Genomic DNA, 24917 nt, shown 5'->3' with positions numbered 1-24917 from the left:
TCAGGACGATCGAGAAAGGCGGATACGGAATTTTTCCACGAAATGATCCGGGTTGTATGACAACTTGGCCTCTCTCAGGCCGGGCTCTCCCAGATCCTGCTCCCTGTTCACCCAGGGTACGTTCTGCCATTGCTTTTCGCAGAACTGCTGGTTAATCATCGCATACAGACCGCGAATATCCATGTTAGCCTTTTCGATATGAACCACCACGCTCTCCTTGTTAAGAAGCTCGCCGATCGTGAAAGCCTCGACCTTGCCATGTATGAGAATGACCGCGCCTGCCACATTCAGTCCCTCAAAATTGGCTAAGGCTTCCCTGATGGCCTCCCACTCGCTTGACAGGCTCAGGTCGTCCTCGCAGCGGCGCACGTCGCACCAGACATCCATCAGGTCCAGGCATGCGTTCTTGTGGACGCCGTTGAGGGCCTCGTAAGTAAAACCGTAGGAGCGGAGAAAATAATTGATATGGTTTCTCTTGGCCCTGTAGTTACCTCCCTGCAACTGGATCAGGTCTTCGGTCCGGTACACATAGTCAAAATGATCGCGTAGGGGCTCAATGACAAAGTCGGGATTTCCCTGCAGCTCTGCGACGAGCCGTTGATCGGCCCTCTCAATGGCAGCTCTGTGGACGCCCCTGGCCTCGTGAAGCCAGTTCAGGAGCTTGACCACAACGGCATGCCGGTTCGGCGGTCCTATAGGCGTAAGCACGTAGGGCTCTCCATTGGGATCGGACCCGAGAACAATGAGCCAGTCCTCGTACAAGGACCAGAGAAAATTGTAATGATTTCTCCATATGAAGAGGTTGGTGAAGGTCAGCTCTGAATTTGTTGGCTGATAGTTCCACAGCCTGTCGTGAATCAGGTCACGATCGCCGAGCTCGACCGGTTTGAATTCCGGGAATTCTGGACTTGTGCTCATCGAGGTTTTTCATTATACACATTCCTGCGTTCTTCTGCCACTGAAGGAGAGAGATTTCGCGCGAAGTGCACACCTCTTTCCGGTCCGGATGACCTTATCTGTTTACAGATCGAACCGGGTATGATAGCGTGTCTCGAAGTGACAACTGCAGAGGAGGGATGGCATGGTGTTGAAGGATAAAGTGGCGATCATTACCGGCGGCGGGAAGGGTATCGGCAGGGCTATCGCGCTCGGCTTTGCAGAAGAGGGGGCAGCGGTGGTAGTTTCGGGGCGTACCCCGTCTGTTCTTGAGGACGTGGCGCGGATGATCAGGGAGAAGGGTGGGCAGGCTCACACGATAGAGACTGACGTGAGCGACGAGCAGCAGGTGGAGCGGATGGTTGCCCAGACCCTGAGCACGTTCGGGAGGATTGATATACTGGTCAATAATGCCGGTATAATGGGTCCCACGGCCAACGTGGTCGATATGGAGCTCGCAGACTGGAACGAGACTTTGGCAATTAACTTAACAGGAAGCTTGCTCGCATGTAAGCACGTGCTCCGGCACATGATACCCAGAAATGCGGGAGCCATCGTCAATATCGGATCAGAACGCGGCAGGACCGGGGACGGAAAATCAGGCTCTCCCATGAGGACGCCTTACTCCTGCTCCAAAGCAGGCATGATCGCGCTGACAGAGTCTCTTTCGGTGGAAGTTGGCAGGTATAATATCCGCGTGAATTGCGTAACGCCCGGCCCTGTCAAGGGCGAGCGCATCATCAACGTGCTGAAGGCTAAATCGAACGTGACCGGCGAGAACGTCGATGAGCTTTGGAATAAGCTGGTTGAACCCTTTTCCTTGAGGAGGGCAGCCGAGGAAGAAGAAGTAGCTGCCGCAGCCGTCTTCCTCGCATCCGACAAGGCGAGCGGCATTACGGGGCAAACGTTATCTGTAACGTGCGGTCAACGCGTACTATTCTAGTCACCGGGGTTGTGGGTCTTAATTGTCGAGTGGCGCCGCCATGTCTCGACATATTTGTCGGTCATGCCAAGGAGCCTGGAATAGAGTCAAATAATTACAATAACTTGTGCTAGAGGAATTCGGTACGATTATTGCTCAGTGTGCGATATAGTGTATCAGTGAGGAGGATGATATGAAAAAGGTTGTCTTGATTACGCTGTGTTTCGCGGGGGTAGTATGGTTGGCCTGCCCCGGATCTGGCTACGCCCACGGCGGGTCGTACTACGGCTGGTATGTGCCCGGAGCTTTTCTCGGAGGTATGCTCTTCGGCGCTGCTATCTCCCGTCCGTATCCGGCACCGCCGCCTGCATACGGCTATCCCGCGCCCGCACCCGCTTATGCGTACCCGGCTCCTGTGTATGCGTATCCCTACTACGGGCCGCGCTATTACTGGGGACCTCGTTATTATGGTGGTTACGGGTACCGAGGGGGTTACTACGGCGGACGAGGCTATTACTGGCACAGGTGATAAGGCAGTGTGTACGGGGGTGGGGCAGTATTCTCTCTGCCCCCTAATAATTAACCAAAAAGTAATATCGTATTACAATTGAGTATTTTCAGATTCAAATAGCTGAATAAAAAATTGTATTTGGTAATTGCACCTGGCTCCCCGGGCGTCTTCGTGCTTAGTGCTCGCCGGGTTCATAATGCAGCCGCGTTTTCTTCTTCAGCCGGCCGAACTTGGTGTATTCATCGGGGCCGTTGAAAGACGGGCAATAGAGTTCAATGTCTGCCGTATCGGAAAAAATCAGCGAATCGTTCTCCCTCTGCGTAACATGAGCGTGGAGCCAGAGCCGGTAATTACCCATCGTGAAGGTCAACACGTTCCCGTTGAGGGAGACAAAGTCTGAGCGGCGTTTCAGCCTGGAGATGGTGAGGACGAGGCACGCCCGGTAATTGTGCCTTGCCCACGTGTCGGAGGCCTCCTGAACGTAGGTCTTATCCTCTTTGCTCAGCGAGAAGCCTTTGGAGGCGACGACATCTTCGATGGTCTTGAAAGGGTGGGTGTGAAAATCACCGAGGAACTCATACTGCGGCCAAAAGGAAGTCACTATATCCTTTTTCAGGGTAAAGGCTTCAGGGTAAGGGCGGCAGAAGGATTTGCCAAACTCAGCCGATATGTCCATTGAAACCAGGTCCACGCTATAGAGGGTTCTCCCGTCGGCCTGTGTAACCTCGTGGCCCCACACGAGACCGAAGGTCTCTGTCATTGCCTCCTTGTGCCGCCTGCCCGCCTTGCGGTAAATGGTATAGGCCTCCAGCCCGTGAAGGCACATCTGAATGGCCGCACTTTCGGAGACCCTGATAACGTACCCTTTTTCGTTGAAATCTAAGCCCATACGATCTTCCCTCGATCCTCTCTGCTTTATTCTAACACAGGGAAGACGCTTCGGCTACCCCCGCTCCTCGGGCAAAGGCATGACCGGACACTATACCACGAGAGGACAGGGATAGGAAAATTCGCTGATTCGGTCGCGGCAGTCGCTAGATGTGTGTACCGATGGTGAAAATGCAGAAGTCTCTCTGGCCCAGACGTTCAGCTTTGGTCGACTTTCCTGAGGCGACAGCGATGATCTGTTCGAATATGCGCTGGCCTGCGTCTTTAAGTGTCTCGCTGCCTTTGAGCACGCGGCTTACGTCTACATCAATCGCATCTCTCATAGTCCGGTATAATTCTCCGTTCGCGGTGAGTTTGATCACCGGCGCAATCGGAGACCCTATGGGGGTGCCGCGGCCCGTGGTGAACACAACGATCTGCGCGCCGCCCGCCACCATGCCCGTGAGCTGCTCGATGTCGTGGGCAGGGGTATCCATGAAAACAAGCCCTTTCCTCGTCGGTGCGAACGCATAGGGGATCGCTTCCTCCAGGGGTGCTGTGCCGGCCTTATAGATACATCCGAGGGACTTTTCTTCGAGGGTTGTGATGCCCCCTGCGATATTGCCGGGGGAAGGGTTAGCCTCCCTGATATTCTGCCCCGAATCGATCGCCTGTTTCTCCCACCATGCAGTGGCTTCGATCACCTTTCTGCCGACATCCAGCGTTCTGGCCCGTCTGGCGATAATATGCTCTGCGCCGATCAGTTCCGGGGTCTCGGAAAGGATCACGGTGCCTCCCGCAGCGATAAGAAGATCGCTCGCCACACCGAGCGCCGGGTTGGAGGCAAGCCCCGACGTGTAATCGGACCCCCCGCACTCCGTCCCAAGGATCAGCTCATTGAGCGGTATCGGCTCGCGCGCAGCCCGTGCCGCCTCCGCGAGCATTGCCCTGACGAATCGTCTTCCTGATGCGGTTGTCTTTCGTGGCCCGCCACTCGACTGAATCTCTATGAACTCAACCCTCTTACCGCTTTCGGAGATCGCCTCTGCAACCTCTCGTGCGGGCACGCTCTCGCAGCCCAGCCCGACCACCAGCACTGCGAAAACGTTAGGGTTAGTGCCAAACCCAACGAGAACTCTCTTGGTTTGCTCGCGGTCAGCACCTATCTGGCCGCAGCCGAGGATATTGGGCAGATAGGCCGCGCCCTTAAGGTTGCGCGTGATCGCATCCGCAACATGCTGTGAGCAGCCCACGCTGGGAATCACAAGAACATGGTTTCTTGTGCCGGCCTTTCCGTCTGATCTGCGATATCCCTGGAACGTCATAACCCTTCTTCCGCTTTCTTTTCGTGGCTTCTGATATTGTGGACATGTGCGTGTTCACCGGGCAGGATCCGTACGACTGCTATACCTATTGGCTCGCCATACTTGACCACATACTCTCCCGCGCCGATCTCGCATAGCGCGAATTTGTGGCCTGCCGGAACGGTCGAGGGAAGAGTAATCCGCTCGGTTCGAGCCTGATGCTCGATCGAAAGAGTGGTGCCGGCCTCTATCGATTCGAGAGCCGTAGCCACGTTGTCTTTTTCGCTGATAATGATCGCTTTACATTTCAAGGCCGCTCCAAAAACCGGGTGCCCACGGCACTCAGGCCATTATCGGAACTATGAGTCCTCCCGCAGGAAAAATGGCCACGCGGGCACGGGGAAAAGCGCCCTTCATTCGGGCCAGCCCCTCTTCCAAAGAGGATGCGTGCTCCATCCCCATCACCGTAGCCTCTTGTTGGGAGACTTCCTGCGAGACAAGTATTACGCGCATTTCGGGTCGTATGAACACGTTGGTCATGGCCATGTTGTAGTCCATGGGCTTTTCAGGAAGAAAAGCCTCTCCTTTTTCCAGCGACGTTCGAATGTACTCGGCAGGTTTGTTGCCGGAGGCCTCCCGTATTCGATTGAGAGAGTTGAGAAATTCCGGAGGTATCGGCTCGGCGAGCGGCGCAAAGAGTAGTACGCCACCCCCCTCTCTGGTGACCATGGAGGCTGGCATAAGGCCCTTGAAGAGCTGGTTGCCGTGAATGTGCGGAAAAACCGATGCAATGGTTAGATCCACCTTATCGGTGAATGTATGTCCCAATTCGGCGAAACAGATCTCTACGGCCCTCGCAAAGGCGTTGGCCGGATTGCCGGCTGTTATGCTGGTGATGGAGCCGCTGGCATCGTACACGCAGTTTACAGAAAGATGCAGTCCTGCCGCAACGGCCACTTCAGCGATTTCTTCATGGAAGGGGTTACCTTTGGTCACACCTACCGCCGCTCTGGGATGGAGCACATTCTTCGGATGGTGCACTTTGATGGAGTCGAAATCGGACACTCCTGGAAAGACTATTTTCGGACCGCCTCCGAAACCGGCCATCGGGTGAGGCAGGATGGAACTGATACCGATTCTCAGATCAGCCTGAGCCACGGCAGGATTGATCTTGACCACTCTGTTGGTGCCCGCAATGGGAACAGGGACAAGATCACTCTGCCAGGCATTGTGCTGAACCACCCGGCGCGAGGAAAGTATCACTTTGCTCAGTCGTTTTTCAAGCTGTTCTTCAGTCAGCCGAGGATGCGTGCCGAGCGCGACAACTATGGTCACGTTCGCCGGCGCATAGCCCCGTTCGTCAAGGTAAGGTAAGAGAATTCCCAGAATTTCGGTAACCGGCGTCGGACGAGTAAGATCATCGACGATGATGGCAACTTTTTTGGAAGGTGATGCCGACTCTTTCAGCTGCGGCACATCATCTATCCGGACAAGCGCCTCCCTGAGCATCTGCTCTACTGAAGGCGCGTTCTTACTCCTCTCTTTCGGTCGCACAAAATGAACACAGGCCCATTCGTCGGGCAGCGTGAACATAACCCTGTTTTCCTTATCGCTCTGCAGATAATACTGATCTTTCATGTTCGCCATGCATTCCTCCTGCGAGGCAGAATTGCCCCCGGTTTCGAACAACGGTGCAATTAACCTTATTTTTGGTAGCACCGCGTGTAGCCCGTGTCAAGAAAAATCAATTTCTAGGTTCTGCGGTGCTGGAGCACTTCCGGGTTGAGCAGATTGGGCGGGACTTTGCCCTCCAGTCCGGCGGAGAGGTTTTCCGCGGCGAGCGACGCCATCCTGGTTCGCGTTTCCAGCGTTGCGCTTCCCACGTGCGGCAGGAGTATTACATTCTCCAGTTCCATCAATCCGCTCTCGAGTACCGGTTCGTTTTCGTACACGTCGAGGCCGGCGCCTGCGATTATGTTCGACCGAAGAGCCTTTACGAGCGCTTTCTCATCGACAACCGGTCCCCGTGCCGCATTAATCAGACAGGCCGTCGGCTTCATGAGGGCGAGTTCGCTTTGGCTGATGAGATGGCGGGTTTCCTCGTTCAGGGAGACGTGAAGGCTGACAAAGTCCGCCTCTTTCAAGAGGCGCTCAAGGTTTGCGTATTCTGCGTTCAATTCCTGCTCTCGCTCTCCGGCGATCTTCTGCAGGTCGTTATAAAGGATGCGCATGCGAAATCCTCTGGCCCTTTCTGCTACGGCCTGCCCGATGCGGCCGAAGCCCACTATGCCAAGAGTTTTGCCACTCACCTCGCGCCCCAGAAAGAGCATGGGTGCCCAGAACTTGAACTCACCGCGCCTTACCAGCTTATCGAGCTCCACGATGCGCCGGGACAGTGCCAGGACTAGGGCGAAGGTTAGATCGGCGGTGGCGTCGGTGAGCACATCCGGCGTGTTCGAAACCGGGATTCCCCTGGCAGTGGCGGCTCCCAAATCCACGTTGTCGTAGCCAACCGCCATTTGCGCTATCATCCGGAGCCGCGGTGTGCGGTCGAGCAGTTCGCTGTTGATGATATCTCCGACGAGTGAAATCAGACCGTCCTTGTCCGCCAGTGCGCGCAGAACGCGCTCTCTCTCCATCGGTCTGTCCTGAGTGTTTGCCTCGACGTCGAAGCGCTGCCTTAATGAACGCAGCACATCATCCGGAATGCGGCCGGTGACAAGTATTTTTTCTCTGTTCCTTCGATGCGCCACTCAGTATTGGTAACACGGCCGGGCAGCAGGCTGCAAGGCTTTTTGATCAGTCTTCTCTGGCCGGCCCAAGGACGCTCACAGCCCTGATCCTGTCGGCCGAGGTGTCCTGAAGGTCAAATGAGACCTGATAGTTTTTTTCATGCAAGGGGCACATCAGACGCGAGGTGATCCTGATGACACTTGGCTGCTCGCCTTTTTTTCCTTTTCTGGCAGTGATCAGTGTCTTGGCCCTTTCAACCTGGAGCCTGTATCTGTGATGACCCTTGCAGTGAGGGCATACCTGCACCTGGATAGTTTCTTCACTCATGGTTTTAAGAATTATCGGTCAGGCAGCGGTTCTCATTAGCTAGAGGGCCTCGACATTGTATGAGTGGAACAGACTCGAGAAACCTCTTTGCAGCACGCGAGACATCGCCGATGCGGACCGGAATGCGATGTCTGATGGCACAAAAAAAGGGAGAGAATAGATCCCTCCCTTTTTTTGCACTGCGGTAAACGTGCTTACTTGCCAGGCGCAGGAGCGGGCGCAGGCGCAGGCGCAGGAGCTTCTTTCTTCTCTTCCTTCGGAGCTGCCTTCTTCTCTTTCTTCGGAGCCTTCTTCTTCGGAGCCTTCTTCTCCTTAGCCGGCTCTTTCTTCTCCATCTTCTCCGGTGCTGCCGGTTTCTCAGGTGCCGCTGCCGGTGCCTGCGCGAAGCCGGTGGCTGCGAATGCAACCGCAATCACTACTGCGAACACGAACATCAATGCCTTCTTCATTCTTCCCTACCTCCGTTGTGTTATTTAATACTTCCTGAGAACCTCTAGATGCATCAGCTATGCCACAGTTCGTTAATGAGAGAGAATGCGTTTTTCCGAAGCAAAATTAGGGGCTTGACGCGAGCAGCGTTCAGAATTTCCGAGCATTTTGTGCGATTGCGGCGCGGGCAGTCGTATTTTTCCGACGCGTAAAAGCATCTGGTCGGATTTTTCCGACTGGCAAGAACAAACAGCGATGCTTTGCAGATCCGTAGCTGTCGCGGTATGCGTGCGTTAGATTCTGCTTGAGAGCCCGCCTGGCGACCGGAATATCAACCCGGGCCTACGTTATAAGTCCGGTATTACGCACCTCGAAAAAACCTGCGCGGTTCACAGCATGCCTCGACGCAGGTTTTTCTTGCAAAAAAATTAAAAAATCTGTATCATGCTCGTGCAGCGGAGCGAACAAGCTACACGTTGACGTGTAGAGAGACCAAGGGCGTTCTTTACGAGGACGCCCTTTTTTTATTTATTCCACGCTGCAGCATGACGCGTCTTTCGTTACGGGAATGACGGGCGGCGCGAAGCAGTTCTTTCCACTACTTCGGGAGGAGGAGAATCATGATCAATACCGGTGATACCGCGTGGGTACTCGTCTGTACAGGGCTCGTCATGCTCATGACCCCGGGACTTGCCTTTTTCTACGGCGGCATGGTGCGGCGAAAGAATATTCTTGGCATTCTGATGCAGTGCTTTACCGTGCTGTGCATATTGTCGCTGCAATGGATTCTATTCGGCTACAGCCTTTCATTTGCGCCATCAAAAGGCTTCTTCGGCAGTTTGAGCTGGTTCGGTTTGAACGGTGTCGGCTTCAAGCCTTACGCAGATTACGCAGCTACGATTCCGCATGAGCTGTTCATGCTTTTCCAGGCCATGTTCGCTATCATTACACCTGCTCTCATCATCGGTGCCTTTGCCGAACGAATGAAATTTTCGGCGTTCTTGCTTTTTACGGTACTCTGGGCCACCTTTGTGTATGACCCGGTTTGCCACTGGGTCTGGGGTGCTGGAGGCTGGTTGAAGGAGCTGGGTGTGCTCGATTTCGCAGGAGGCTCGGTCGTCCACATCAACGCAGGTATCGCTGCTCTCGTGACCGCGCTCATGATCGGGAGGAGAAAGGGGTACGAAAATAAGCCTGTGCCGCCCCACAACCTTCCCTTTACGGTTCTCGGCACAGCGCTCCTGTGGTTCGGCTGGTTCGGCTTCAATGCAGGCAGCGCACTGGCCGCAAATGAATTGGCGGTGCACGCCTTTCTCGTGACACACACCGCAGCAGCGAGCGCGGGTGCCACATGGGCACTCCTTGAGTGGGTTTTTAATGGGAAACCGACTATATTCGGCACCATTACCGGCTCAATAGCAGGTCTTGCGACCATCACTCCCGCATCCGGCTTCGTCACCGCAGGAGCCGCGTCTGCGATAGGGTGCGCGGCAAGCGTTGTCTGCTTCATTGCTGTTGCCGAGATAAAGCCGCGTCTTGGTTACGATGATTCCCTCGACGCTTTTGGCGTGCACGGTGTTGGTGGCATGCTTGGTACACTTGCTGTGGGGCTTTTCGCGTCGAAGGCAATTAATCCCGCAGGTGCCGACGGATTACTGTACGGCAATCCCCGCCAGCTCCTCGTGCAGTTCACGGCTGTGGCAGTGGTTACGGTCTACAGCCTCGTCGTGACCTACCTTATCATGAAATTTGTGAACGTGCTGGTAAAGGTCAGGGTGCCTGATCGAGAGGAGATTATGGGGCTTGACCTAACCCAGCATCATGAACACGCGTATACCCTGTTAGAATAGCGATGGCTATAAGTGAGCAGTAAGCAGTGAGCAGTTATAGTCAAACGTGAGGGCTGAGCGGACGTAAACTAGTGGGCAGTGGGGAGTTGGCGGGATGGTTACCAAAAGGGCAGCGCGTTTACTTGTAAATAGAGTTACCCAGAGACTGGGTCTGCACGAAGAAGTGTAAGCCATCGATGGCGCTTTCTCACGAGAGCGCCATTTTTATTGCAAGGGGTGAGACGAAGGCGTCTCTGTTCCACGCTGGAACAGCGACGCCTTCTTTATTTCAAGGGAATGGGAAGGAGGAACAATCATGATTAATGCAGGTGATACGGCATGGGTTCTCATCTCTACAGGCCTGGTAATGCTCATGACCCCGGGACTGGCCTTTTTTTACGGAGGCATGGTACGCCGAAAGAATGTGCTGGGTGTACTGATGCAATGTTTTACGATTCTCTGTGTCCTCAGTCTCCAGTGGGTGCTCTTCGGCTACAGTCTTTCGTTCGCACCGGGTAAAGGGTTTTGGGGAGGCCTCCAATGGGTGGGGCTTGCGGGAGTCGGTGCAGATGCGTTCAAGGACTACGCTCCCACCATACCACACACGGCCTTCATGATCTTTCAGGCAATGTTCGCTGTCATCACGCCAGCCCTCATCATCGGGGCGTTTGCGGAGAGAATGAAGTTTTCGGCATTCCTCCTCTTCACCTTGCTCTGGGCGACCTTCATCTATGATCCTGTTGCCCATTGGGTCTGGGGTGTTGGCGGCTGGCTCAAGGAGCTTGGCGCGCTTGATTTTGCAGGCGGTACGGTCGTGCACATCAATGCGGGCATCGCCGCCTTGGGAACCGCGCTCTTTATAGGCAAGAGAAAGGGGTACGACAAAGCCCCGGTTCCTCCGCACAATCTGCCCCATACGGTTCTCGGCACAGCGCTTTTGTGGTTTGGCTGGTTCGGCTTCAATGCGGGCAGCGCACTGGCGGCGAACGGTCTGGCAGTAAATGCCTTCGTCGTGACTAATACGGCCGCCGCAACTGCCGGGTTGACGTGGGCGGTCATTGAGTGGATCACGAACGGAAAACCGACCATCTTCGGTACCGCAACCGGCGCGGTCGGAGGGCTTGTTGCCATTACGCCCGCCGCCGGCTTTGTGGGGCCGATGTCGGCGATCATCATCGGCATCTTTGTGAGTGTGATCTGCTTCATAGCCGTAGCAGTGGTTAAGCCGAAGCTCGGATACGACGATTCTCTGGACGCGTTCGGTGTGCACTGTGTCGGCGGCATCTGGGGAGCGCTGGCAACAGGGCTTTTTGCGAGCAAGCTTATCAACCCGGATGGTGCTGACGGTCTCTTTTTCGGCAATCCTAAGCAGTTCCTTATACAGTTGCTTGCAGTGGCAATTACGCTGGCCTACAGTTTTGTTGGCACCATGATTATTTACAAGGTTGTTGACTGGATCATGGGCATGAGGGTACAAGAGAAGGACGAGATAATGGGACTCGACCTGACACAGCACCATGAACACGCTTACACTATACTTGAATAGGGGGAAGGGTATGAAACTGATTATTGCTATCATAAAACCGGATAGGCTGGAGGCCGTGAAGCAGGAACTCTACAAAGCAGAGGTAAATCTCATCACGGTCAGCGAGGTGCTTGGCCACGGACGCCAGATGGGTATCACCGAAGTGTACCGGGGCGTTAAAGAGATGGGCAATCTGTTGCGCAAGGTGCAACTCCTCATCGCAGTAAATGATAATTTTGTGGAGTCCACCATCAATGCTATCCTGAACGGAGGCAGAACGGGTGAGATCGGCGACGGTAAGGTTTTCGTACTGCCGCTCGAAGAGTGTATCCGCATCAGGACAGGAGAGAAGGGAGGCACAGCCATAGGATAGGAAGTGCGCCTATCGCGACATCGGGTCATTCGCCCGCGGGCACTAGAACGAAAAGCCCTAGATGCCCGGAGAGCTAGGCCCGATGTTTACTCTTATCACTTGAAATTTAGGAATGTTCTGTGTAAGTATAGTTTGTATTTCGGTACATTGGCGTACCAGCTTCCCCTCACCGACTCCGAGGGACTCCTTATTATCGTTCCGAACAGCGACGTTCAGACAGGACTAGTGTAGAAACACGCGCTTGTCCGCCCCCACAAGAGGAGAGGCGCGACTTCACACAAATACGTAGGGTCGTTACAGTGTGATCATACACTTTAAGGAGGAGCCATGGACAAAAACCCGGAAAAAAAGAACAAGACAATACGTTGGAATGGCGGCATAACCGGAAAAGATCTACAGAATGTGGGGAAGCTGATAAAGGATAATAAGATCGAGATCGTTGACTTGAAGTTCAATGATCTGCCCGGGCTGTGGCAACATTTTTCTATTCCAGCATCCGAATTGACCGAGATCGATGATCCCGTACAGTCCATCTGGGAAGAGGGGATCGGCTTTGACGGGTCCTCGATCAGGGGTTTTCAGAAAATCAACGAGTCAGACATGATCCTGCTGCCCGACCCGACTACCGCTGTGGTCGATCCGGTCTGTGAGGTGCCCACGCTCAGTGTCTTGTGTGACATTTACGATCCGATTACCAAGAAGCCCTACACCCGCGACCCGCGCTACGTTGCAAAAAAAGCAGAAGAGTTCCTGAAGACAACTGGTTTTGCCGATCAGAGTTTCTTCGGTCCGGAGCAGGAGTTTTTCATCTTTGACGATATCCGCTTCGATCAGACGGAGAATGCGGGCTACTACTTCATCGATTCCATCGAAGGCGAATGGAATTCGGGCCGCGACGAAAAGCCGAACCTCGGGTATAAGCCTCGCTACAAAGAGGGTTACTTCCCTGTGCCGCCGCATGACTCGCTCCAGGACCTGAGGAGCAAAATTATCCTGACTATGATCAAGGCGGGGATAAAGGTCGAAGTGCATCACCACGAAGTTGCAACTGCCGGGCAGTGTGAGATCGACATGAAATTCGGTCCTCTGGTTAAAATGGCAGATCAGTGTCTCATGTACAAGTATATCGTGAAGAACGTGTCTAAAAAGAATAATATGGTGGCGACTTTCATGCCCAAGCCTCTCTTTGGTGACAACGGCTCAGGTATGCACACCCACATCTCACTCTGGAATAAAGGTACCAATATCTTCTACGACGCAGCTGGATATGCGGGCATCAGCAAACTGGGCAAATATGCGATTGGGGGCCTTCTGAAACACGCGTCCGCCCTGCTTGCCTTCTGTGCTCCGACTACAAACTCATACAAGAGACTCGTGCCGGGATACGAAGCGCCGGTCAACCTGGTCTACTCGGCACGTAATCGCTCGGCCGCTGTCAGAATTCCGATGTATTCGGACAACCCGAAGGCTAAACGGCTTGAATTCAGGCCGCCGGACTGCACCTGCAACCCTTATCTCGCGTTCCCTGCCATCATGATGGCCTGTGTTGACGGTATAATAAACAAAATAGATCCTGGAAAACCGACTGACGTAGACACCTATCACATGGATCCGGAAGAATTTGCAAAGATTCCAACAGTGCCCGGCTCCCTGGAAGCCGCAATCGGTGCACTGGAGAAGGATCATGAGTTCCTGCTCAGGGGCAACGTCTTTACACAGGATGTGATCGATGTGTGGGTCGAATATAAGAGGGAGAACGAGATAGACCCGATCCGCTTGCGGCCGCATCCCTACGAATTCCATCTGTACTTTGACATGTAGGGTTACGCAGGAGATCAGCTCCCGGCTGCTAACGCCGACGAGGTAGTGCGTTCTGCCCGGGAGGCGCGTGTTCTTTATTGGAGTCAAACATGGACAAGTCTGTCTTGATCGTGAAGCATGTGGAACAGGAAGGTCCCGGCCTGCTTGGAAAGTCATTTGAAGAGGCAGGCTGGAGGCTCGTGCCTGTAGAGCTTGGCCGTGGAGAATCGCTGCCGGAGCGTCTGGATGGCTTCGCGGCAGTCATTGCACTCGGGGGGCCGATGAACGTATATGAAGAAGAGGCTTACCCCTTTCTTAAAAAGGAAGATGTGCTGATAAAGGAGGTACTCAGGGCTGAGATACCCTTTCTGGGTATCTGCCTCGGTGCCCAACTCCTGGCCAAAGCCTGCGGCGCCCGCGTGATGAAAGCGGCCCAGAAGGAATTGGGATGGTACACGGTCACATTAACAAAAGAAGCGAGGCAGGACAGGCTCTTCAAACAGGTAGAGAGCCCCCTGACCGTTTTTCAGTGGCATGAAGATACGTTTGATATTCCCGATAGTGGCGTGCTGCTTGGAACATCTGTGATTGTCCGGAATCAGGCTTTCAGGATGGGGAGTTGCGCCTACGGTTTGCAGTTCCACATCGAAGTTTCTCTGGACATGATTGAAGATTGGATGAAGGGCGAGAAAGATGTTGATGTGCACAATATTCTCCGCCAGGGCGCCATCGTTAAGCGAGCCCTCGACGAACAGGCAGCGACCATCTTCGGCAATTTCAGGCGTCTGGCCGAATCAGCGACCCGGCTAAAACGGGTGACACAGCTCTTTCTCGACAGGAAGCCTGAAAGTTTTCGGACTCTCTGGTGGGACGAGAAAGGGAAAGTTCTTGTCCCGGGAGAAGCCCTGAGTTCCTTAGTATAAGGAGCTTGACAAAGGATTTGCGGGTTTGTTAAGATAACGCTTCGGCACGAAGGCGTGCACGCAAACGACAGGGGCGTCCATCGGGCGCCCCTTTTTTCCCGTGCGTTAGGATACCTATGGAAAAGGAATTCAACTTCGCCATTTTTTTCTGTCAGCGGCTTGATCCTGAGCAGGACGTGAACCGGCGGGCTCTTGAAAAGGAGCTTGGCTCGCGGATAAAATTCTTTACCCTTCCCTGTTCAGGTAGGATAGAGTCACTTCATCTGATGCGCGCCCTTGAGGCCGGAGCAGATAAAGTCTATCTTGTTACGTGCCCTGTAGGAGCCTGCCGCTATAAGGAAGGCAATACGAGGGCAAAAAAGAGAGTGGAATTTGCCCGCAAGCTCATAGAAGAGATCGGTCTCGAGCCTGAGCGTTTTGAACTGATCCATGCCTCCTCACCTTTTCCGAACACCATTGATGACATAGCCCGCATGCTGATCAGCAGGGAAAAGGGGCTGACTCAATCACCGCTCAATGCCAGAGAGACGAAAGAAGCAGCGCGCAACACTCCGTGACACGACATGTGAGTATGTAGTTGCGCAGCATAGGAGTCGTATATGATTACTGCAGAAAGAAAGCCTCTTCCGGAAATTAAGGAAAGCATCTCCCCTTACAAGAAATTATTGATCGTTGGCTGTGGTACGTGTGTTGCCGAATGCGCCTCGGGAGGAGAGAAGGAAGTTGCTCTTCTTGCATCAGCGCTGCGCATGGACGCGAAGAAAGAGGGGCGGCGTGTGGAGATACGCGAAATTACGCTCGATCGTCAGTGTGTCTATGAATTCATCGACCAGCTCACCGCATTGATCGATCAGTGTGACGCGATTCTTTCCCTGGGCTGCGGCGCCGGTGTGCAGGCAATCGCCGAGATTTTTCCGAAGATCCACATCGTTCCGGCGCTCAACACGACCTTCATCGGCCAGACACGGGAGGCGGGCCTGTGGGTTGAGAACTGCCGGGCCTGTGGCGATTGCAAGCTGGACAGGTTCGCAGATGTCTGTCCGATAACGCGCTGCGCGAAGAGCCTGTTCAATGGTCCTTGCGGCGGCTCAAAGGGAGGATACTGTGAGGTTGATCCCGAGACGCCGTGCGCATGGCACTTGATAGTGACGCGGTTGGAAGAGAGCAATCGTCTCGATAAACTGGGCTCTGTGCAACCACCTGCCAATTGGTCGAAGAAAGAGGGCAAGGGCCCGAGGAAAATCGTGCGGGAGGATCAGAGAAATTGAAACCGGAGAGCCGACTTAGAAAAATACTGGCTGCAGGCCAGTTCGCCGTCACTGCCGAGTGCGGGCCACCCAAGGGGGCGGATCCCGAAGCGGTGCGCAAAAAGGGAAACCTGCTCAAAAACTGTGTGGACAGCGTCAATGTAACGGATAACCAGACAGGTGTGGTGCGTTTATCGAGTCTTGCTTCATGCGCTATCCTCAGAGAGGAGGGACTCGACCCGGTGCTCCAGATGGTGACGCGTGACAGGAACCGGATCGCCCTGCAATCAGACGTGCTCGGCGCGTCAGCACTGGGCATCAGAAACATTCTCTGTCTCTCAGGCGATCACCAGTCTTTCGGCAACCAGCCGGAGGCAAAAGGCGTCTTTGACATTGACTCAACCCAGTTCATTCACCTTGTGCGCCAGATGAGGGACGAGGGCACCATCCTCGGCGGAGACAAACTGACGCTGCCTCCGGAACTCTTTATCGGGGCTGTGGAGAATCCTTTTGCGGACCCCCGTTCATACCGCGCACGCCGGCTCGGGAAGAAAGTTAGCGCGGGCGCCGAGTTCATCCAGACGCAGTGCATCTACAACCTGCCTTACTTCAAGGAGTGGATGCAGCAGGTAAGGGATCTCGGTGTCGACTCGAAGGTCTATATTCTTGGCGGTGTAACACCGCTCAAGTCCGTAAGGATGGCGGAATACATGGCAAACAACGTGGCCGGTATAGATATTCCTGCGGAGATCATTGACCGGCTCAAGGGTGTCCCCTCAAAAGATCAGAAAAAAGAGGGTCTCAAAATCTGCGTAGAAACTATTGCTGAGCTGCGGGAGATCAAAGGGATTCACGGTGTTCACATCATGGCTATCGAATGGGAAGAGGCCGTAGCAGAAATCGTGGAAGGAGCGAAACTCCTGCCGCGTCCTGTTTTATGAATGCAAGGAGCACGCGATGCCGCCGAAATATCAGATACACACCGCGTCTGTGCCTAACAGGTTCAGGGCTGTAACGCGATCCGGCGTGATAGCCTGGGAAGAGGGATGCCTTAAGTGCGCCCGCTGTGTGAAAAAGGAATGCGTCTACAATGTGTACGGAACGCGCTCGCTGGACGAGCGCCAGATGCTCGATTCCCTGGACAGCGCCTGCCAGGATTGCTTTCGCTGCGTGCAGAACTGCCCTGCCAGGCTGATCCAGAAGGGCGTGAATCCGACCTATCGCACAATCGGCGACCATTACTGGACGCCAGAGATTCTTGGGAATCTCTGGGCGCAGGCTGAAACAGGCAAAATTCCTGTGTCTGGCGCGGGATACGGCGGACTCTTCGCCGGACCCGGTTTTGACGCCATGTGGACTGATATGTCGGAGATTGTGAGACCGACTCGCGACGGAATCCACGGCAGGGAATATATCAGCACCACGGTCGACCTCGGCAGAAAGATGATGGCCTTGCAGTTCGATGACCAGGGCCAGCCTGCTCACCCGATCCCTCCCCTTGTCGAAATACCGGTTCCTTTCATATTTGACCTGCTTCCCTTTTCGCCCCCGAGGAAACGCATATTAAGAGCTTTGTTGCGGGCAGCAACCGAGTTGGGGACATTTGTCGTGATAAAGGAATCTGAGTGGCTCCCGATCTACGAGGGCTTTCTCCCGAATACAATCCTGCTCTTGGACCGCGGCCCCGACGCAGGCAGCCGTCGCCTGGACGGTCATTTGCTTGAGCGGGTGCGGATCGTAGAAATACCGGACAGCCCTGCCATTCTTGAATGGCAACGGATACTGAAGGAGCAGAAGCCGGACCTCCTCGTCGCCATTCGCATGCCGCTTACGCCGACCGCGGGTGCTCGCATAGCAGAACTGACCCGCGAGGGTGCGGAGATAATCCATATTGTCGCCGATGAATTCGGCATGGAAGAAGCAGATGAGCCTCTCTTCATCAAGGACCGTTTGAAGGAGGCGCATCTATTCCTGGTCGATAAGGGTTTGAGAGATCAAATTACGATCATTGCAGGAGGCGGCATCGCGATGGCGGAGCACATGGCAAAAGTCATCATCTGCGGAGCGGATGCGGTCAGCTGCGATATACCGCTCCTGGTGGCCATGGAGTGCCGCGTTTGTCGTCGTTGCGCACAGGGGGTTGCGTGCCCGGTGGAACTCGGGGAAGTAGATCCGGGCTGGGGTAGCCGCCGTGTGAAAAACCTTATGGCGGGCTGGCACAACCAGTTGCTTGAGGTCATGGGCGCCATGGGGTTGCGTGAAGTGAGAAGACTTCGCGGTGAAATGGGGCGCGCCATGTTCTTCGAGGATCTGGAACGCGAATTCGCAAGCCTGGGAAGCAGAGGACAGTAGGTCATGAAGGCAACAAAAACAACCAAGCCACGAAAGAAAAGCGCGACGCTGCCGAAGGCAAAGCCAGCGCCGTCACGTTTTCGCTATGCCCTGGGCAAGTATCTCCTTTCCATCGACACTTCCTGCAACAACTGCGGCCTCTGCATCGAAATATGTCCCTATGGCGTTTATTCTAAGGGCTCCAAAAAGCCGAGAACCCCGAAAGAGCATCTCTGCCTCGGACCCGGGTGTGAGAAGAATTCATTTTACTGCGTGAGCCGCTGCCCAGTGGCTGCCATTAGCATACGGCGTAATCCTTCATTTGAGCTGCTCGGCGACAAGCGCTGGACGGCTGACCTGCTTGCCAGCACGTGGCATATGGCGGAGACCGGCCTTACGCCGCACCAGGATATCAACTACAAGACGGGTGATTCGGGCGGAGGTTTTGATAAATTGCGGCTGCTCTATCCCGTTAACGGTAACGGTACGAAGGCGAAGGCCATCAAGGACAAAGACATCTCTCTGGCCATCGACCTGAATCGCTCGAATGACGCGCGGCCAAGAGTTACTATTCCCGTGCCTTTCTACTTAGGCGGCATGTCCTTCGGCTCGGTAAGCATTGTAACGATGCTCTCGCGGGTCCGTGCTGCGACCGCACTGGACACCTTCTGCTGCACAGGCGAAGGGGGCTATCCCGATGATCTCAAGCCTTACGACGACCACGTCATTACGCAAGTGGCTACAGGGCTTTTCGGTGTAAGGGAGGAGACCATTCAGCGCGTTCGCATTGTCGAGTTCAAGTATGCGCAGGGCGCAAAACCTGGCCTTGGCGGCCACCTGCTCGGCGACAAGGTGACGCCGGCTGTCGCCAGGATGCGCGAAGCAGTCACCGGAAGCGCGCTTTTTTCACCCTTCCCCTTCCACAGTGTTTACTCTGTCGAGGATCACAAGAAGCATGTTGACTGGATCAAGGCAATAAATCCGAGAACCCTTGTTTCGGTCAAGGTCTCTACGCCGACCGATGTGGATATGGTGGCTGTCGGCAGCTTTTATGCGGGGGCGCACATCATTCATCTGGACGGAAGTTACGGTGGAACAGGTGCGGCGCCCGATATCGCCAAGAAAAACATCGCCATGCCTATCGAATATGCGGTGCCGAAGGTACATAAGTTCCTTGCGGCGGAAGGCATCCGTGACGGCATAACCGTTATCGCATCCGGCGGTGTTCGCAATGCGTATGACGCTGCAAAGATTATAGCGCTGGGAGCAGACGGGGTCTGCCTGGGCACAGCAGATATGGTGGCGCTGGAGTGCCTGCGTTGCCACCACTGTGAGTCAGGACGCGGCTGCGCAAGGGGCATTGCAACAACCGATGAAGAGCTGACTGGTTTGATGGATGTGGAGTGGGGTACACAGAGGATCATCAATATGTACCTCGCCTGGTGTGAGCAGTTCAGGAAGATACTCGCGCGATTGGGTATGAAGAGCATCACGGAACTCACGGGCCGCATGGATGCTCTGGTCCATATCGATTATATGAAGAAGGAAGAAGTGAGGGGAGAGTTAGACTGATAAATACACGTTGCGGGTTACGGGTTGCAGGCTACGTGCAAGAGTGTTACGGGTTACGAGGCGAAAGGAAAAAGGATAAAGGCTAGAAGGAAGAGGTCATGAAAGAGTCGGAGATCAAGGCGATACTTAGTGCGCGCGCTCACCTGAGGGCGTACGCGCCTCCGGTTGGCCAGAAGGAGGCTGAGGAGGGTGGTTGCGGTGTTACCGGTTTTGCGTGCAGCATCCCGGTTAGCGGTCGCCACATCTTTGAACCATCCGTCCAGATGCACAATCGCGGGAATGGAAAGGGCGGCGGCATAGCCGCGGCAGGGCTCGATCCTACCCAACTGGGCGTGAGCCAGAAAGTGCTGGACGAGGATTTCTGCATTCAGATATCGCTTCTGGATGAGACGGCTCTTCCCGAGATGGAAGCAAGGTTCATCCGGCCTCAGTTCCGTGTCGACCACGAGGGTTTCCTCGATACGGTTGACGACTACCGCGATGTCCCTGGTCTGGAGATGAAGCCGCCAGCGGTGAAGCGCTACTTCGTCAGGGTTAAGCCCGAAGCGCTCGAACGATTCCAGAAGGAGCGCGGCCTCCTTGCGCTCTCAGCGGAAAAGACAGAAGAAGAGTTCATCTACCAGAACAGCTTTCAGCTCAACTACACCTACTACAGTTCACTGGGCGAGAAGCGGGCCTTTGTGCTTTCGCACGGCCGCAACATGATGATCCTGAAGATCGTTGGATATGCCGAGCAGGTGGCGCAGTACTACAAGCTCGAGGGCTTCAAAGCCCACATCTGGATCGCGCACCAGCGCTATCCGACCAAGGGGCGCGTCTGGCATCCGGGCGGGGCACACCCTTTTATCGGTTTGGATGAGGCACTCGTGCACAACGGCGACTTTGCCAACTACTATTCGGTGACTGAATATCTGCGGCAACGGAATATATTCCCTCTCTTCCTGACGGATACCGAGGTTTCCATCCAGGTGTTCGACCTGCTCAACCGCGTCTACGGCTATCCCCTCGAGTACATCATTGAATCACTCGCCCCCACTGCGGAGATGGATTTTGACCACCTTCCTCCGGACAGGCAGCGCATCTACCGACAGATTCAGGCAACCCAGATCCATGGCTCGCCCGACGGACCGTGGTTCTTCATTATTGCCCGCACGCTGCCGAAGGAGAAAAAGTTTCAGCTGATAGGCATCACCGATACGGCGATGCTGAGGCCGCAGGTCTTCGCGCTGCAGAAGGGTGATTTCCAGATAGGACTTATCTGCTCGGAGAAGCAGGCCATCGACGCAACGCTCGACAGTCTGGCAGCTGAAGATCCCCGGTTCGGCACGGTCGCGGACAAGTACTGGAACGCCCGTGGCGGTAGCTACACAGACGGCGGAGCCTTTATCTTCACGGTCGACCCGAAAGGAAACGGGAACGCGCTGACGTGCACGGACAAGTTCGGCCGTGTGATCGATGTACCGAAAGAACGGGAGCCTTATGACTTCCGTAACGGTCTGAGTTCGTGCGCGCTTGATGCAGCCGTGCGACAGGAAATCGAAGAGCTGGTGAAGAAAGGTAATGCCCAGTGGGTCTTTGCATTTCTGAGCGAGAAGTTTGTCGCATGGGACTATGAGCAGGTACGCGTGGCGCTCCAACACCTTTCGTCCATGGCCTCATCTGATAAGTTCAGAGCAACAGTCATCGAGGTTCTGACACATCTTCTTGACCGTCGATATCCAATCGGCTGCAAGCGGCGCCGGTCTATTGTCCAGATGATTATGACAAGCCTTGATGAGATTTTCAGAGCGATTCCAGCTATCGACGCGCGCAAGACCAGCAATTTTGTGAGAATAGATTACGCCACTCGAGAGAAGCTCCGTAAGCCAAAGCGTGGTGAAGAAGTACTCGTCGTTGATGTAAAAGCGTTTGCCGCGGAGGGGGACGACTGCCACTCGCGTCTGGTGACGGATGCCTATGCACTGGGTTGGAAACGCTTCATTGCGTTCGGTCACAAGGGGCAGCGTTTTCTCGGTTGTTCACTCGGCCCGGATACACGAGGTGTGCGCATCGACGCCTACGGCGCTACAGGTGACTACCTCGCTTCCGGCATAGACGGCCTTGAGATTCACGTCCACGGTAATGCCCAGGACCAGCTCGGCCAGATTCTCAAGAGCGGAAAGCTGGTGGTGCACGGCGACGTGGGGCAGACTTTCATGTACGGCGCCAAAGGCGGTGAAGTCTATGTGCTGGGGAACGCCGCAGGAAGGCCTTTGATCAATGCTGCAGGCAAACCACGCGTTGTGATCAACGGCACAGTGCTCGACTTTCTGGCCGAATCTTTCATGGCCGGTGACCCGCACAACGGTGGGGGTTTTGTGGTGCTCAATGGTTTGACCATGGATGACGACGGGAATGTAACCGCGCTGTCAACGCCCTATCCGGGTTCTAACCTTTTCTCTCTTGCGTCCGGTGGTGCTATTTTCGTGCGTGACCCGCATCGCACACTCGTGCCGGAACAGCTCAACGGCGGCGAGTTCCGTGATTTCTCGGAGGAAGACTGGCAGCTTATCTTACCCTACCTGCAGGAAAATGAGCAGCTCTTCGGCATCTCGATCGACGAGGATCTGCTGATGATTGATGGTGTGAAGCGGCAGCCTGCAGAGGTGTACCGCACCATAAGAGCGGTGAAGCTGGCCGTGCTGACAGGGAAGATGGCCGAAGCATCGCTTGAAGAATGGGAAGACTAAACCTGCTGACGCCGGGCGCCTTTCGCGTCTAACGTCGTTGCCCTTCGGCCTGTGCTGCTTCGACGTACCCCAAGGTACGCCTTCGCATCCCAAGCCTCGGATCGCCTCGTTATCCATCGAAACTCGCCTCGGCGTGATTAGTCAGTCCGCTGCGATGTATTCTTGATTCAGGCTTGGACGGAGCTTTCAATTGCACCACGGGCAGGACAGCTTTACGCACTTGTAAAAGTTTTTGAAATACATTAGACTATGGGGCGCACAGTGACGTGCGTCTTCCTTCAGCGTCCACACTGGATTCAAGGATATCGAACAAAGAAGTTCACATAGATTTGACGGGTGATGCATACAGGCTAAAGCCATGTGCGTAGGCATTAGTATATTTATGTGAAAAGGAGAAAATCATGGAGTTGACAGAAGTCTTTGGTTCCAACGTTTTTAACGATAAGGTGATGAAGGAGCGGTTGCCCAAGGAGATTTACAAGGCTCTGAAGGAAACGATTGAAAAGGGCACGCCGCTGCGCCCCGATGTTGCCGACGTGGTTGCGAACGCCATGAAGGATTGGGCGATTGAGAAAGGGGCGACCCACTATACCCATTGGTTCCAGCCGCTCACCGGGATAACCGCCGAGAAGCACGATTCCTTCATATCTCCAACCGCCGACGGAGGCGTGATTCTGGAGTTTTCCGGCAAGCAGTTGATCCAGGGCGAGCCCGACGCATCCTCTTTTCCCAGCGGCGGTTTGCGCGCCACGTTCGAAGCCAGGGGATATACCGCGTGGGATTGCACGTCACCCGCATTCCTCAAGACCGACGAAAGCGGCAATGTCACCTTTACAATCCCCACCGCCTTTTACTCTTACAACGGCGAAGCGCTCGACAAAAAAACACCACTGCTGCGGTCCATGGCAGCCGCGTCAAAACAGGCGCTACGCGTGCTCAGGGCTCTCGGCAACACCACTTCCATGAGAGTAACGTCTACTGTTGGTCCGGAACAGGAGTACTTTCTTGTCGACAAGAAATTTTATCTGGAGCGGCTCGATCTTATGCTCACTGGTCGGACGATCTTCGGCGCGCCCGCGCCAAAGGGGCAGGAGTTGGAGGACCAGTACTTCGGCGCCATCAAAGACAGGATCTCCGATTATATGCGGGACCTCAACACCGAATTGTGGAAGATGGGCATCACTTCCAAGACCCAGCACAACGAAGTTGCACCGGCGCAGTACGAAATGGCACCGGTTTTTGCCACCACCAACGTTGCCACGGATCACAACCAGCTGGTTATGGAGACTATGCAGAAGGTCGCGCTCCGTCATGACCTGGTCTGCCTGTTACACGAAAAACCGTATGCCGGCATCAATGGTTCGGGAAAGCATAACAACTGGTCGCTCTCAACGGACGACGGCATCAATTTACTGGAACCAGGCCATACGCCCGCAGAAAATGTGCAATTTCTGCTGTTTGTGAGCGCACTGATCAAGGCAGTGGATACGCACGCGGATATCCTGCGCGCTACCTGTGCGCATGCGGGCAACGATCACCGCCTTGGAGCGAACGAGGCGCCTCCGGCCATTATATCCATTTTCATGGGAGAGGATCTGACCGACATTCTGGATAAGATTTCAAAAGGCCAAAAAATTTCCTCAAGAGGCAGACAGTTCGTTAAGGTCGGCGTGGACACTCTTCCCGCGATCCCCAAGGACAACACCGACCGCAACAGGACCTCGCCGTTCGCATTCACCGGTAACAAGTTCGAGTTCAGGACCGTCGGCTCGGCACAGTCGATTTCAGGGCCGAATGTGGCGTTGAACACCATCGCGGCAGAAGCCTTTGACGAAATTGCCACCAGGCTGGAGAAGGCCAAGAACAAGAACACCGAAGCAGCGGCGATCATCAAAGAGATCTACAAGAAGCACAGCCGCGTGATCTTCAATGGAAATAACTATGCGGAAGAATGGATGGCAGAGGCGAAAAAGCGGAATCTTCCCAACGTAGCCAACTCCGTTGACGCGTTAAAAGCGTTCGTTACGGACAAGGCACTCAAGCTGTTTGATAAGTACGGAGTCCTGTCGCGCAAAGAACTCCATTCGCGTTACGACATCTATGTTGACCATTATGCGAAGCAGATCAATATAGAAGCACTGGCAGCAATCGACATGGTGAAGAAGCAGTTCATACCTGCAGTGATCGAATATGCAACTTTCCTCGCCGACTCCGCCGAAAGCTTCAAATCAGCATCGGCCATGGCGTCGGTACAGGAGGATCTTCTGGAGAAGATAGGGTCGCTGCTGGAGTCCTCTTACAGGACGTTGGGCAGGCTTGAAGCAGCGGTCGCGAAGGCGCAGGGCATTACGAATACGGTGAAGAAGGCAGAAAGCTACCGGGATAATGTGGTCACAGCAATACAGGCCCTGCGCGCAGATATCGACGCGTTAGAAATGCTCGTTCCCGAGGATATGTGGCCGGTACCCAGTTATGCGGACCTGCTGTTCAAGCTGTAATTGAGAATAATTTAGAGAAGGGGCGTATCTGGCTGCCCCTTCTCCTCTCGTATCCTTATTT

The 24917-nt window shown here is 54.6% G+C and carries 22 protein-coding genes; 14 read left to right on the top strand and 8 right to left on the bottom strand.

The features are described from left to right. Window positions 1-918, bottom strand: coding sequence for a phosphatidylglycerol lysyltransferase domain-containing protein (locus VMT71_05195; GenBank protein ID HVN23344.1), 918 nt, complete (start codon window positions 916-918; stop codon window positions 1-3). Between the two features lie 163 nt (window positions 919-1081). Between VMT71_05195 and VMT71_05190 the strand changes: the two genes are divergently transcribed. Together VMT71_05190 and VMT71_05185 are read left to right on the top strand one after the other, a co-directional pair. Continuing rightward, window positions 1082-1879: an SDR family NAD(P)-dependent oxidoreductase gene (locus VMT71_05190; GenBank protein ID HVN23343.1), complete on the top strand. Its 798-nt coding sequence runs from the start codon at window positions 1082-1084 to the stop codon at window positions 1877-1879. Window positions 1880-2051: 172 nt separating this feature from the next. Beyond that, window positions 2052-2387, top strand: coding sequence for a hypothetical protein (locus tag VMT71_05185; GenBank protein HVN23342.1), 336 nt, complete (start codon window positions 2052-2054; stop codon window positions 2385-2387). Window positions 2388-2544: 157 nt separating this feature from the next. On the opposite strand, the gene VMT71_05180 is transcribed toward VMT71_05185, so the two are convergent. From VMT71_05180 to VMT71_05150, 7 genes are all read right to left on the bottom strand, one after another. Beyond that, complete coding sequence (locus VMT71_05180; GenBank protein ID HVN23341.1) at window positions 2545-3258, bottom strand: hypothetical protein; 714 nt, start codon at window positions 3256-3258, stop codon at window positions 2545-2547. A 145-nt stretch (window positions 3259-3403) separates the two neighbouring features. Further along, window positions 3404-4561 carry a UxaA family hydrolase gene (locus VMT71_05175; GenBank protein ID HVN23340.1) on the bottom strand — a complete coding sequence of 386 codons (1158 nt, stop codon included), beginning with the start codon at window positions 4559-4561 and terminating at the stop codon, window positions 3404-3406. Then, complete coding sequence (locus VMT71_05170) at window positions 4558-4851, bottom strand: UxaA family hydrolase (GenBank protein HVN23339.1); 294 nt, start codon at window positions 4849-4851, stop codon at window positions 4558-4560. The genes VMT71_05175 and VMT71_05170 overlap by 4 nt, the downstream gene beginning before the upstream one ends. Window positions 4852-4882: 31 nt before the next feature. Further along, window positions 4883-6187, bottom strand: coding sequence for a lactate racemase domain-containing protein (locus VMT71_05165; GenBank protein HVN23338.1), 1305 nt, complete (start codon window positions 6185-6187; stop codon window positions 4883-4885). 104 nt (window positions 6188-6291) lie between these two features. Further along, window positions 6292-7293 (bottom strand): D-glycerate dehydrogenase, encoded by a 1002-nt coding sequence (locus tag VMT71_05160; protein ID HVN23337.1) that lies wholly within the window; start codon window positions 7291-7293, stop codon window positions 6292-6294. 46 nt (window positions 7294-7339) lie between these two features. After that, the gene (locus VMT71_05155) at window positions 7340-7600 is read right to left on the bottom strand and encodes a hypothetical protein (GenBank protein ID HVN23336.1); all 261 of its coding nucleotides are present in this window, start codon (window positions 7598-7600) and stop codon (window positions 7340-7342) included. A gap of 194 nt (window positions 7601-7794) precedes the next feature. Continuing rightward, the gene (locus tag VMT71_05150) at window positions 7795-8049 is read right to left on the bottom strand and encodes a hypothetical protein (protein ID HVN23335.1); all 255 of its coding nucleotides are present in this window, start codon (window positions 8047-8049) and stop codon (window positions 7795-7797) included. A gap of 600 nt (window positions 8050-8649) precedes the next feature. On the opposite strand from VMT71_05150, the gene VMT71_05145 reads away from it, so the two are divergent. The 12 genes from VMT71_05145 to VMT71_05090 all read left to right on the top strand — a co-directional run bounded on the left by VMT71_05145 (window position 8650) and on the right by VMT71_05090 (window position 24856). Further along, window positions 8650-9879, top strand: a complete 1230-nt coding sequence (locus VMT71_05145; GenBank protein HVN23334.1) for an ammonium transporter — start codon at window positions 8650-8652, stop codon at window positions 9877-9879. A 295-nt stretch (window positions 9880-10174) separates the two neighbouring features. Further along, on the top strand, window positions 10175-11404 hold the full coding sequence (locus VMT71_05140) for an ammonium transporter (protein ID HVN23333.1): 1230 nt from the start codon (window positions 10175-10177) through the stop codon (window positions 11402-11404). A 10-nt stretch (window positions 11405-11414) separates the two neighbouring features. Next, the gene (locus VMT71_05135; GenBank protein ID HVN23332.1) at window positions 11415-11756 is read left to right on the top strand and encodes a P-II family nitrogen regulator; all 342 of its coding nucleotides are present in this window, start codon (window positions 11415-11417) and stop codon (window positions 11754-11756) included. A gap of 327 nt (window positions 11757-12083) precedes the next feature. Continuing rightward, window positions 12084-13577 carry a type I glutamate--ammonia ligase gene (gene glnA / locus VMT71_05130; GenBank protein HVN23331.1) on the top strand — a complete coding sequence of 498 codons (1494 nt, stop codon included), beginning with the start codon at window positions 12084-12086 and terminating at the stop codon, window positions 13575-13577. A gap of 89 nt (window positions 13578-13666) precedes the next feature. After that, window positions 13667-14479, top strand: a complete 813-nt coding sequence (locus tag VMT71_05125) for a type 1 glutamine amidotransferase (protein HVN23330.1) — start codon at window positions 13667-13669, stop codon at window positions 14477-14479. 116 nt (window positions 14480-14595) lie between these two features. Beyond that, window positions 14596-15036 (top strand): hydrogenase iron-sulfur subunit, encoded by a 441-nt coding sequence (locus VMT71_05120; GenBank protein HVN23329.1) that lies wholly within the window; start codon window positions 14596-14598, stop codon window positions 15034-15036. A 42-nt stretch (window positions 15037-15078) separates the two neighbouring features. Then, complete coding sequence (locus VMT71_05115; protein HVN23328.1) at window positions 15079-15747, top strand: methylenetetrahydrofolate reductase C-terminal domain-containing protein; 669 nt, start codon at window positions 15079-15081, stop codon at window positions 15745-15747. After that, a complete protein-coding gene (locus tag VMT71_05110; GenBank protein HVN23327.1) occupies window positions 15744-16667 on the top strand; it encodes a methylenetetrahydrofolate reductase in 924 nt (307 codons plus the stop codon). The genes VMT71_05115 and VMT71_05110 overlap by 4 nt, the downstream gene beginning before the upstream one ends. 16 nt (window positions 16668-16683) lie before the next feature. Continuing rightward, window positions 16684-18078, top strand: a complete 1395-nt coding sequence (locus VMT71_05105) for a glutamate synthase-related protein (GenBank protein HVN23326.1) — start codon at window positions 16684-16686, stop codon at window positions 18076-18078. Window positions 18079-18081: 3 nt separating this feature from the next. Further along, entirely contained in the window at window positions 18082-19629 is a 1548-nt protein-coding gene (locus VMT71_05100) for a glutamate synthase-related protein (GenBank protein HVN23325.1), read from the top strand. A 98-nt stretch (window positions 19630-19727) separates the two neighbouring features. After that, window positions 19728-22358 (top strand): hypothetical protein, encoded by a 2631-nt coding sequence (locus tag VMT71_05095; GenBank protein ID HVN23324.1) that lies wholly within the window; start codon window positions 19728-19730, stop codon window positions 22356-22358. A gap of 401 nt (window positions 22359-22759) precedes the next feature. Continuing rightward, window positions 22760-24856: a glutamine synthetase III gene (locus tag VMT71_05090; protein HVN23323.1), complete on the top strand. Its 2097-nt coding sequence runs from the start codon at window positions 22760-22762 to the stop codon at window positions 24854-24856. Window positions 24857-24917 lie beyond the last annotated feature (61 nt).

It is taken from the genome of Syntrophorhabdales bacterium (assembly GCA_035541455.1).
GTDB lineage: Bacteria > Desulfobacterota > Syntrophorhabdia > Syntrophorhabdales > WCHB1-27 > JADGQN01.
Note: the sequence above shows the minus strand (reverse complement) of the source record. Positions and strands in the feature narration are given on the sequence as shown.

Coding starts and splice junctions, on each gene's coding strand:
- VMT71_05195 (HVN23344.1), bottom strand. CDS start 918: ATGAGCACAAGTCCAGAATTCCCGGAATTCAAACCGGTCGAGCTCGGC.
- VMT71_05190 (HVN23343.1), top strand. CDS start 1,082: ATGGTGTTGAAGGATAAAGTGGCGATCATTACCGGCGGCGGGAAGGGT.
- VMT71_05185 (HVN23342.1), top strand. CDS start 2,052: ATGAAAAAGGTTGTCTTGATTACGCTGTGTTTCGCGGGGGTAGTATGG.
- VMT71_05180 (HVN23341.1), bottom strand. CDS start 3,258: ATGGGCTTAGATTTCAACGAAAAAGGGTACGTTATCAGGGTCTCCGAA.
- VMT71_05175 (HVN23340.1), bottom strand. CDS start 4,561: ATGACGTTCCAGGGATATCGCAGATCAGACGGAAAGGCCGGCACAAGA.
- VMT71_05165 (HVN23338.1), bottom strand. CDS start 6,187: ATGGCGAACATGAAAGATCAGTATTATCTGCAGAGCGATAAGGAAAAC.
- VMT71_05155 (HVN23336.1), bottom strand. CDS start 7,600: ATGAGTGAAGAAACTATCCAGGTGCAGGTATGCCCTCACTGCAAGGGT.
- VMT71_05150 (HVN23335.1), bottom strand. CDS start 8,049: ATGAAGAAGGCATTGATGTTCGTGTTCGCAGTAGTGATTGCGGTTGCA.
- VMT71_05145 (HVN23334.1), top strand. CDS start 8,650: ATGATCAATACCGGTGATACCGCGTGGGTACTCGTCTGTACAGGGCTC.
- VMT71_05140 (HVN23333.1), top strand. CDS start 10,175: ATGATTAATGCAGGTGATACGGCATGGGTTCTCATCTCTACAGGCCTG.
- VMT71_05135 (HVN23332.1), top strand. CDS start 11,415: ATGAAACTGATTATTGCTATCATAAAACCGGATAGGCTGGAGGCCGTG.
- glnA (HVN23331.1), top strand. CDS start 12,084: ATGGACAAAAACCCGGAAAAAAAGAACAAGACAATACGTTGGAATGGC.
- VMT71_05125 (HVN23330.1), top strand. CDS start 13,667: ATGGACAAGTCTGTCTTGATCGTGAAGCATGTGGAACAGGAAGGTCCC.
- VMT71_05120 (HVN23329.1), top strand. CDS start 14,596: ATGGAAAAGGAATTCAACTTCGCCATTTTTTTCTGTCAGCGGCTTGAT.
- VMT71_05115 (HVN23328.1), top strand. CDS start 15,079: ATGATTACTGCAGAAAGAAAGCCTCTTCCGGAAATTAAGGAAAGCATC.
- VMT71_05105 (HVN23326.1), top strand. CDS start 16,684: ATGCCGCCGAAATATCAGATACACACCGCGTCTGTGCCTAACAGGTTC.
- VMT71_05100 (HVN23325.1), top strand. CDS start 18,082: ATGAAGGCAACAAAAACAACCAAGCCACGAAAGAAAAGCGCGACGCTG.
- VMT71_05095 (HVN23324.1), top strand. CDS start 19,728: ATGAAAGAGTCGGAGATCAAGGCGATACTTAGTGCGCGCGCTCACCTG.
- VMT71_05090 (HVN23323.1), top strand. CDS start 22,760: ATGGAGTTGACAGAAGTCTTTGGTTCCAACGTTTTTAACGATAAGGTG.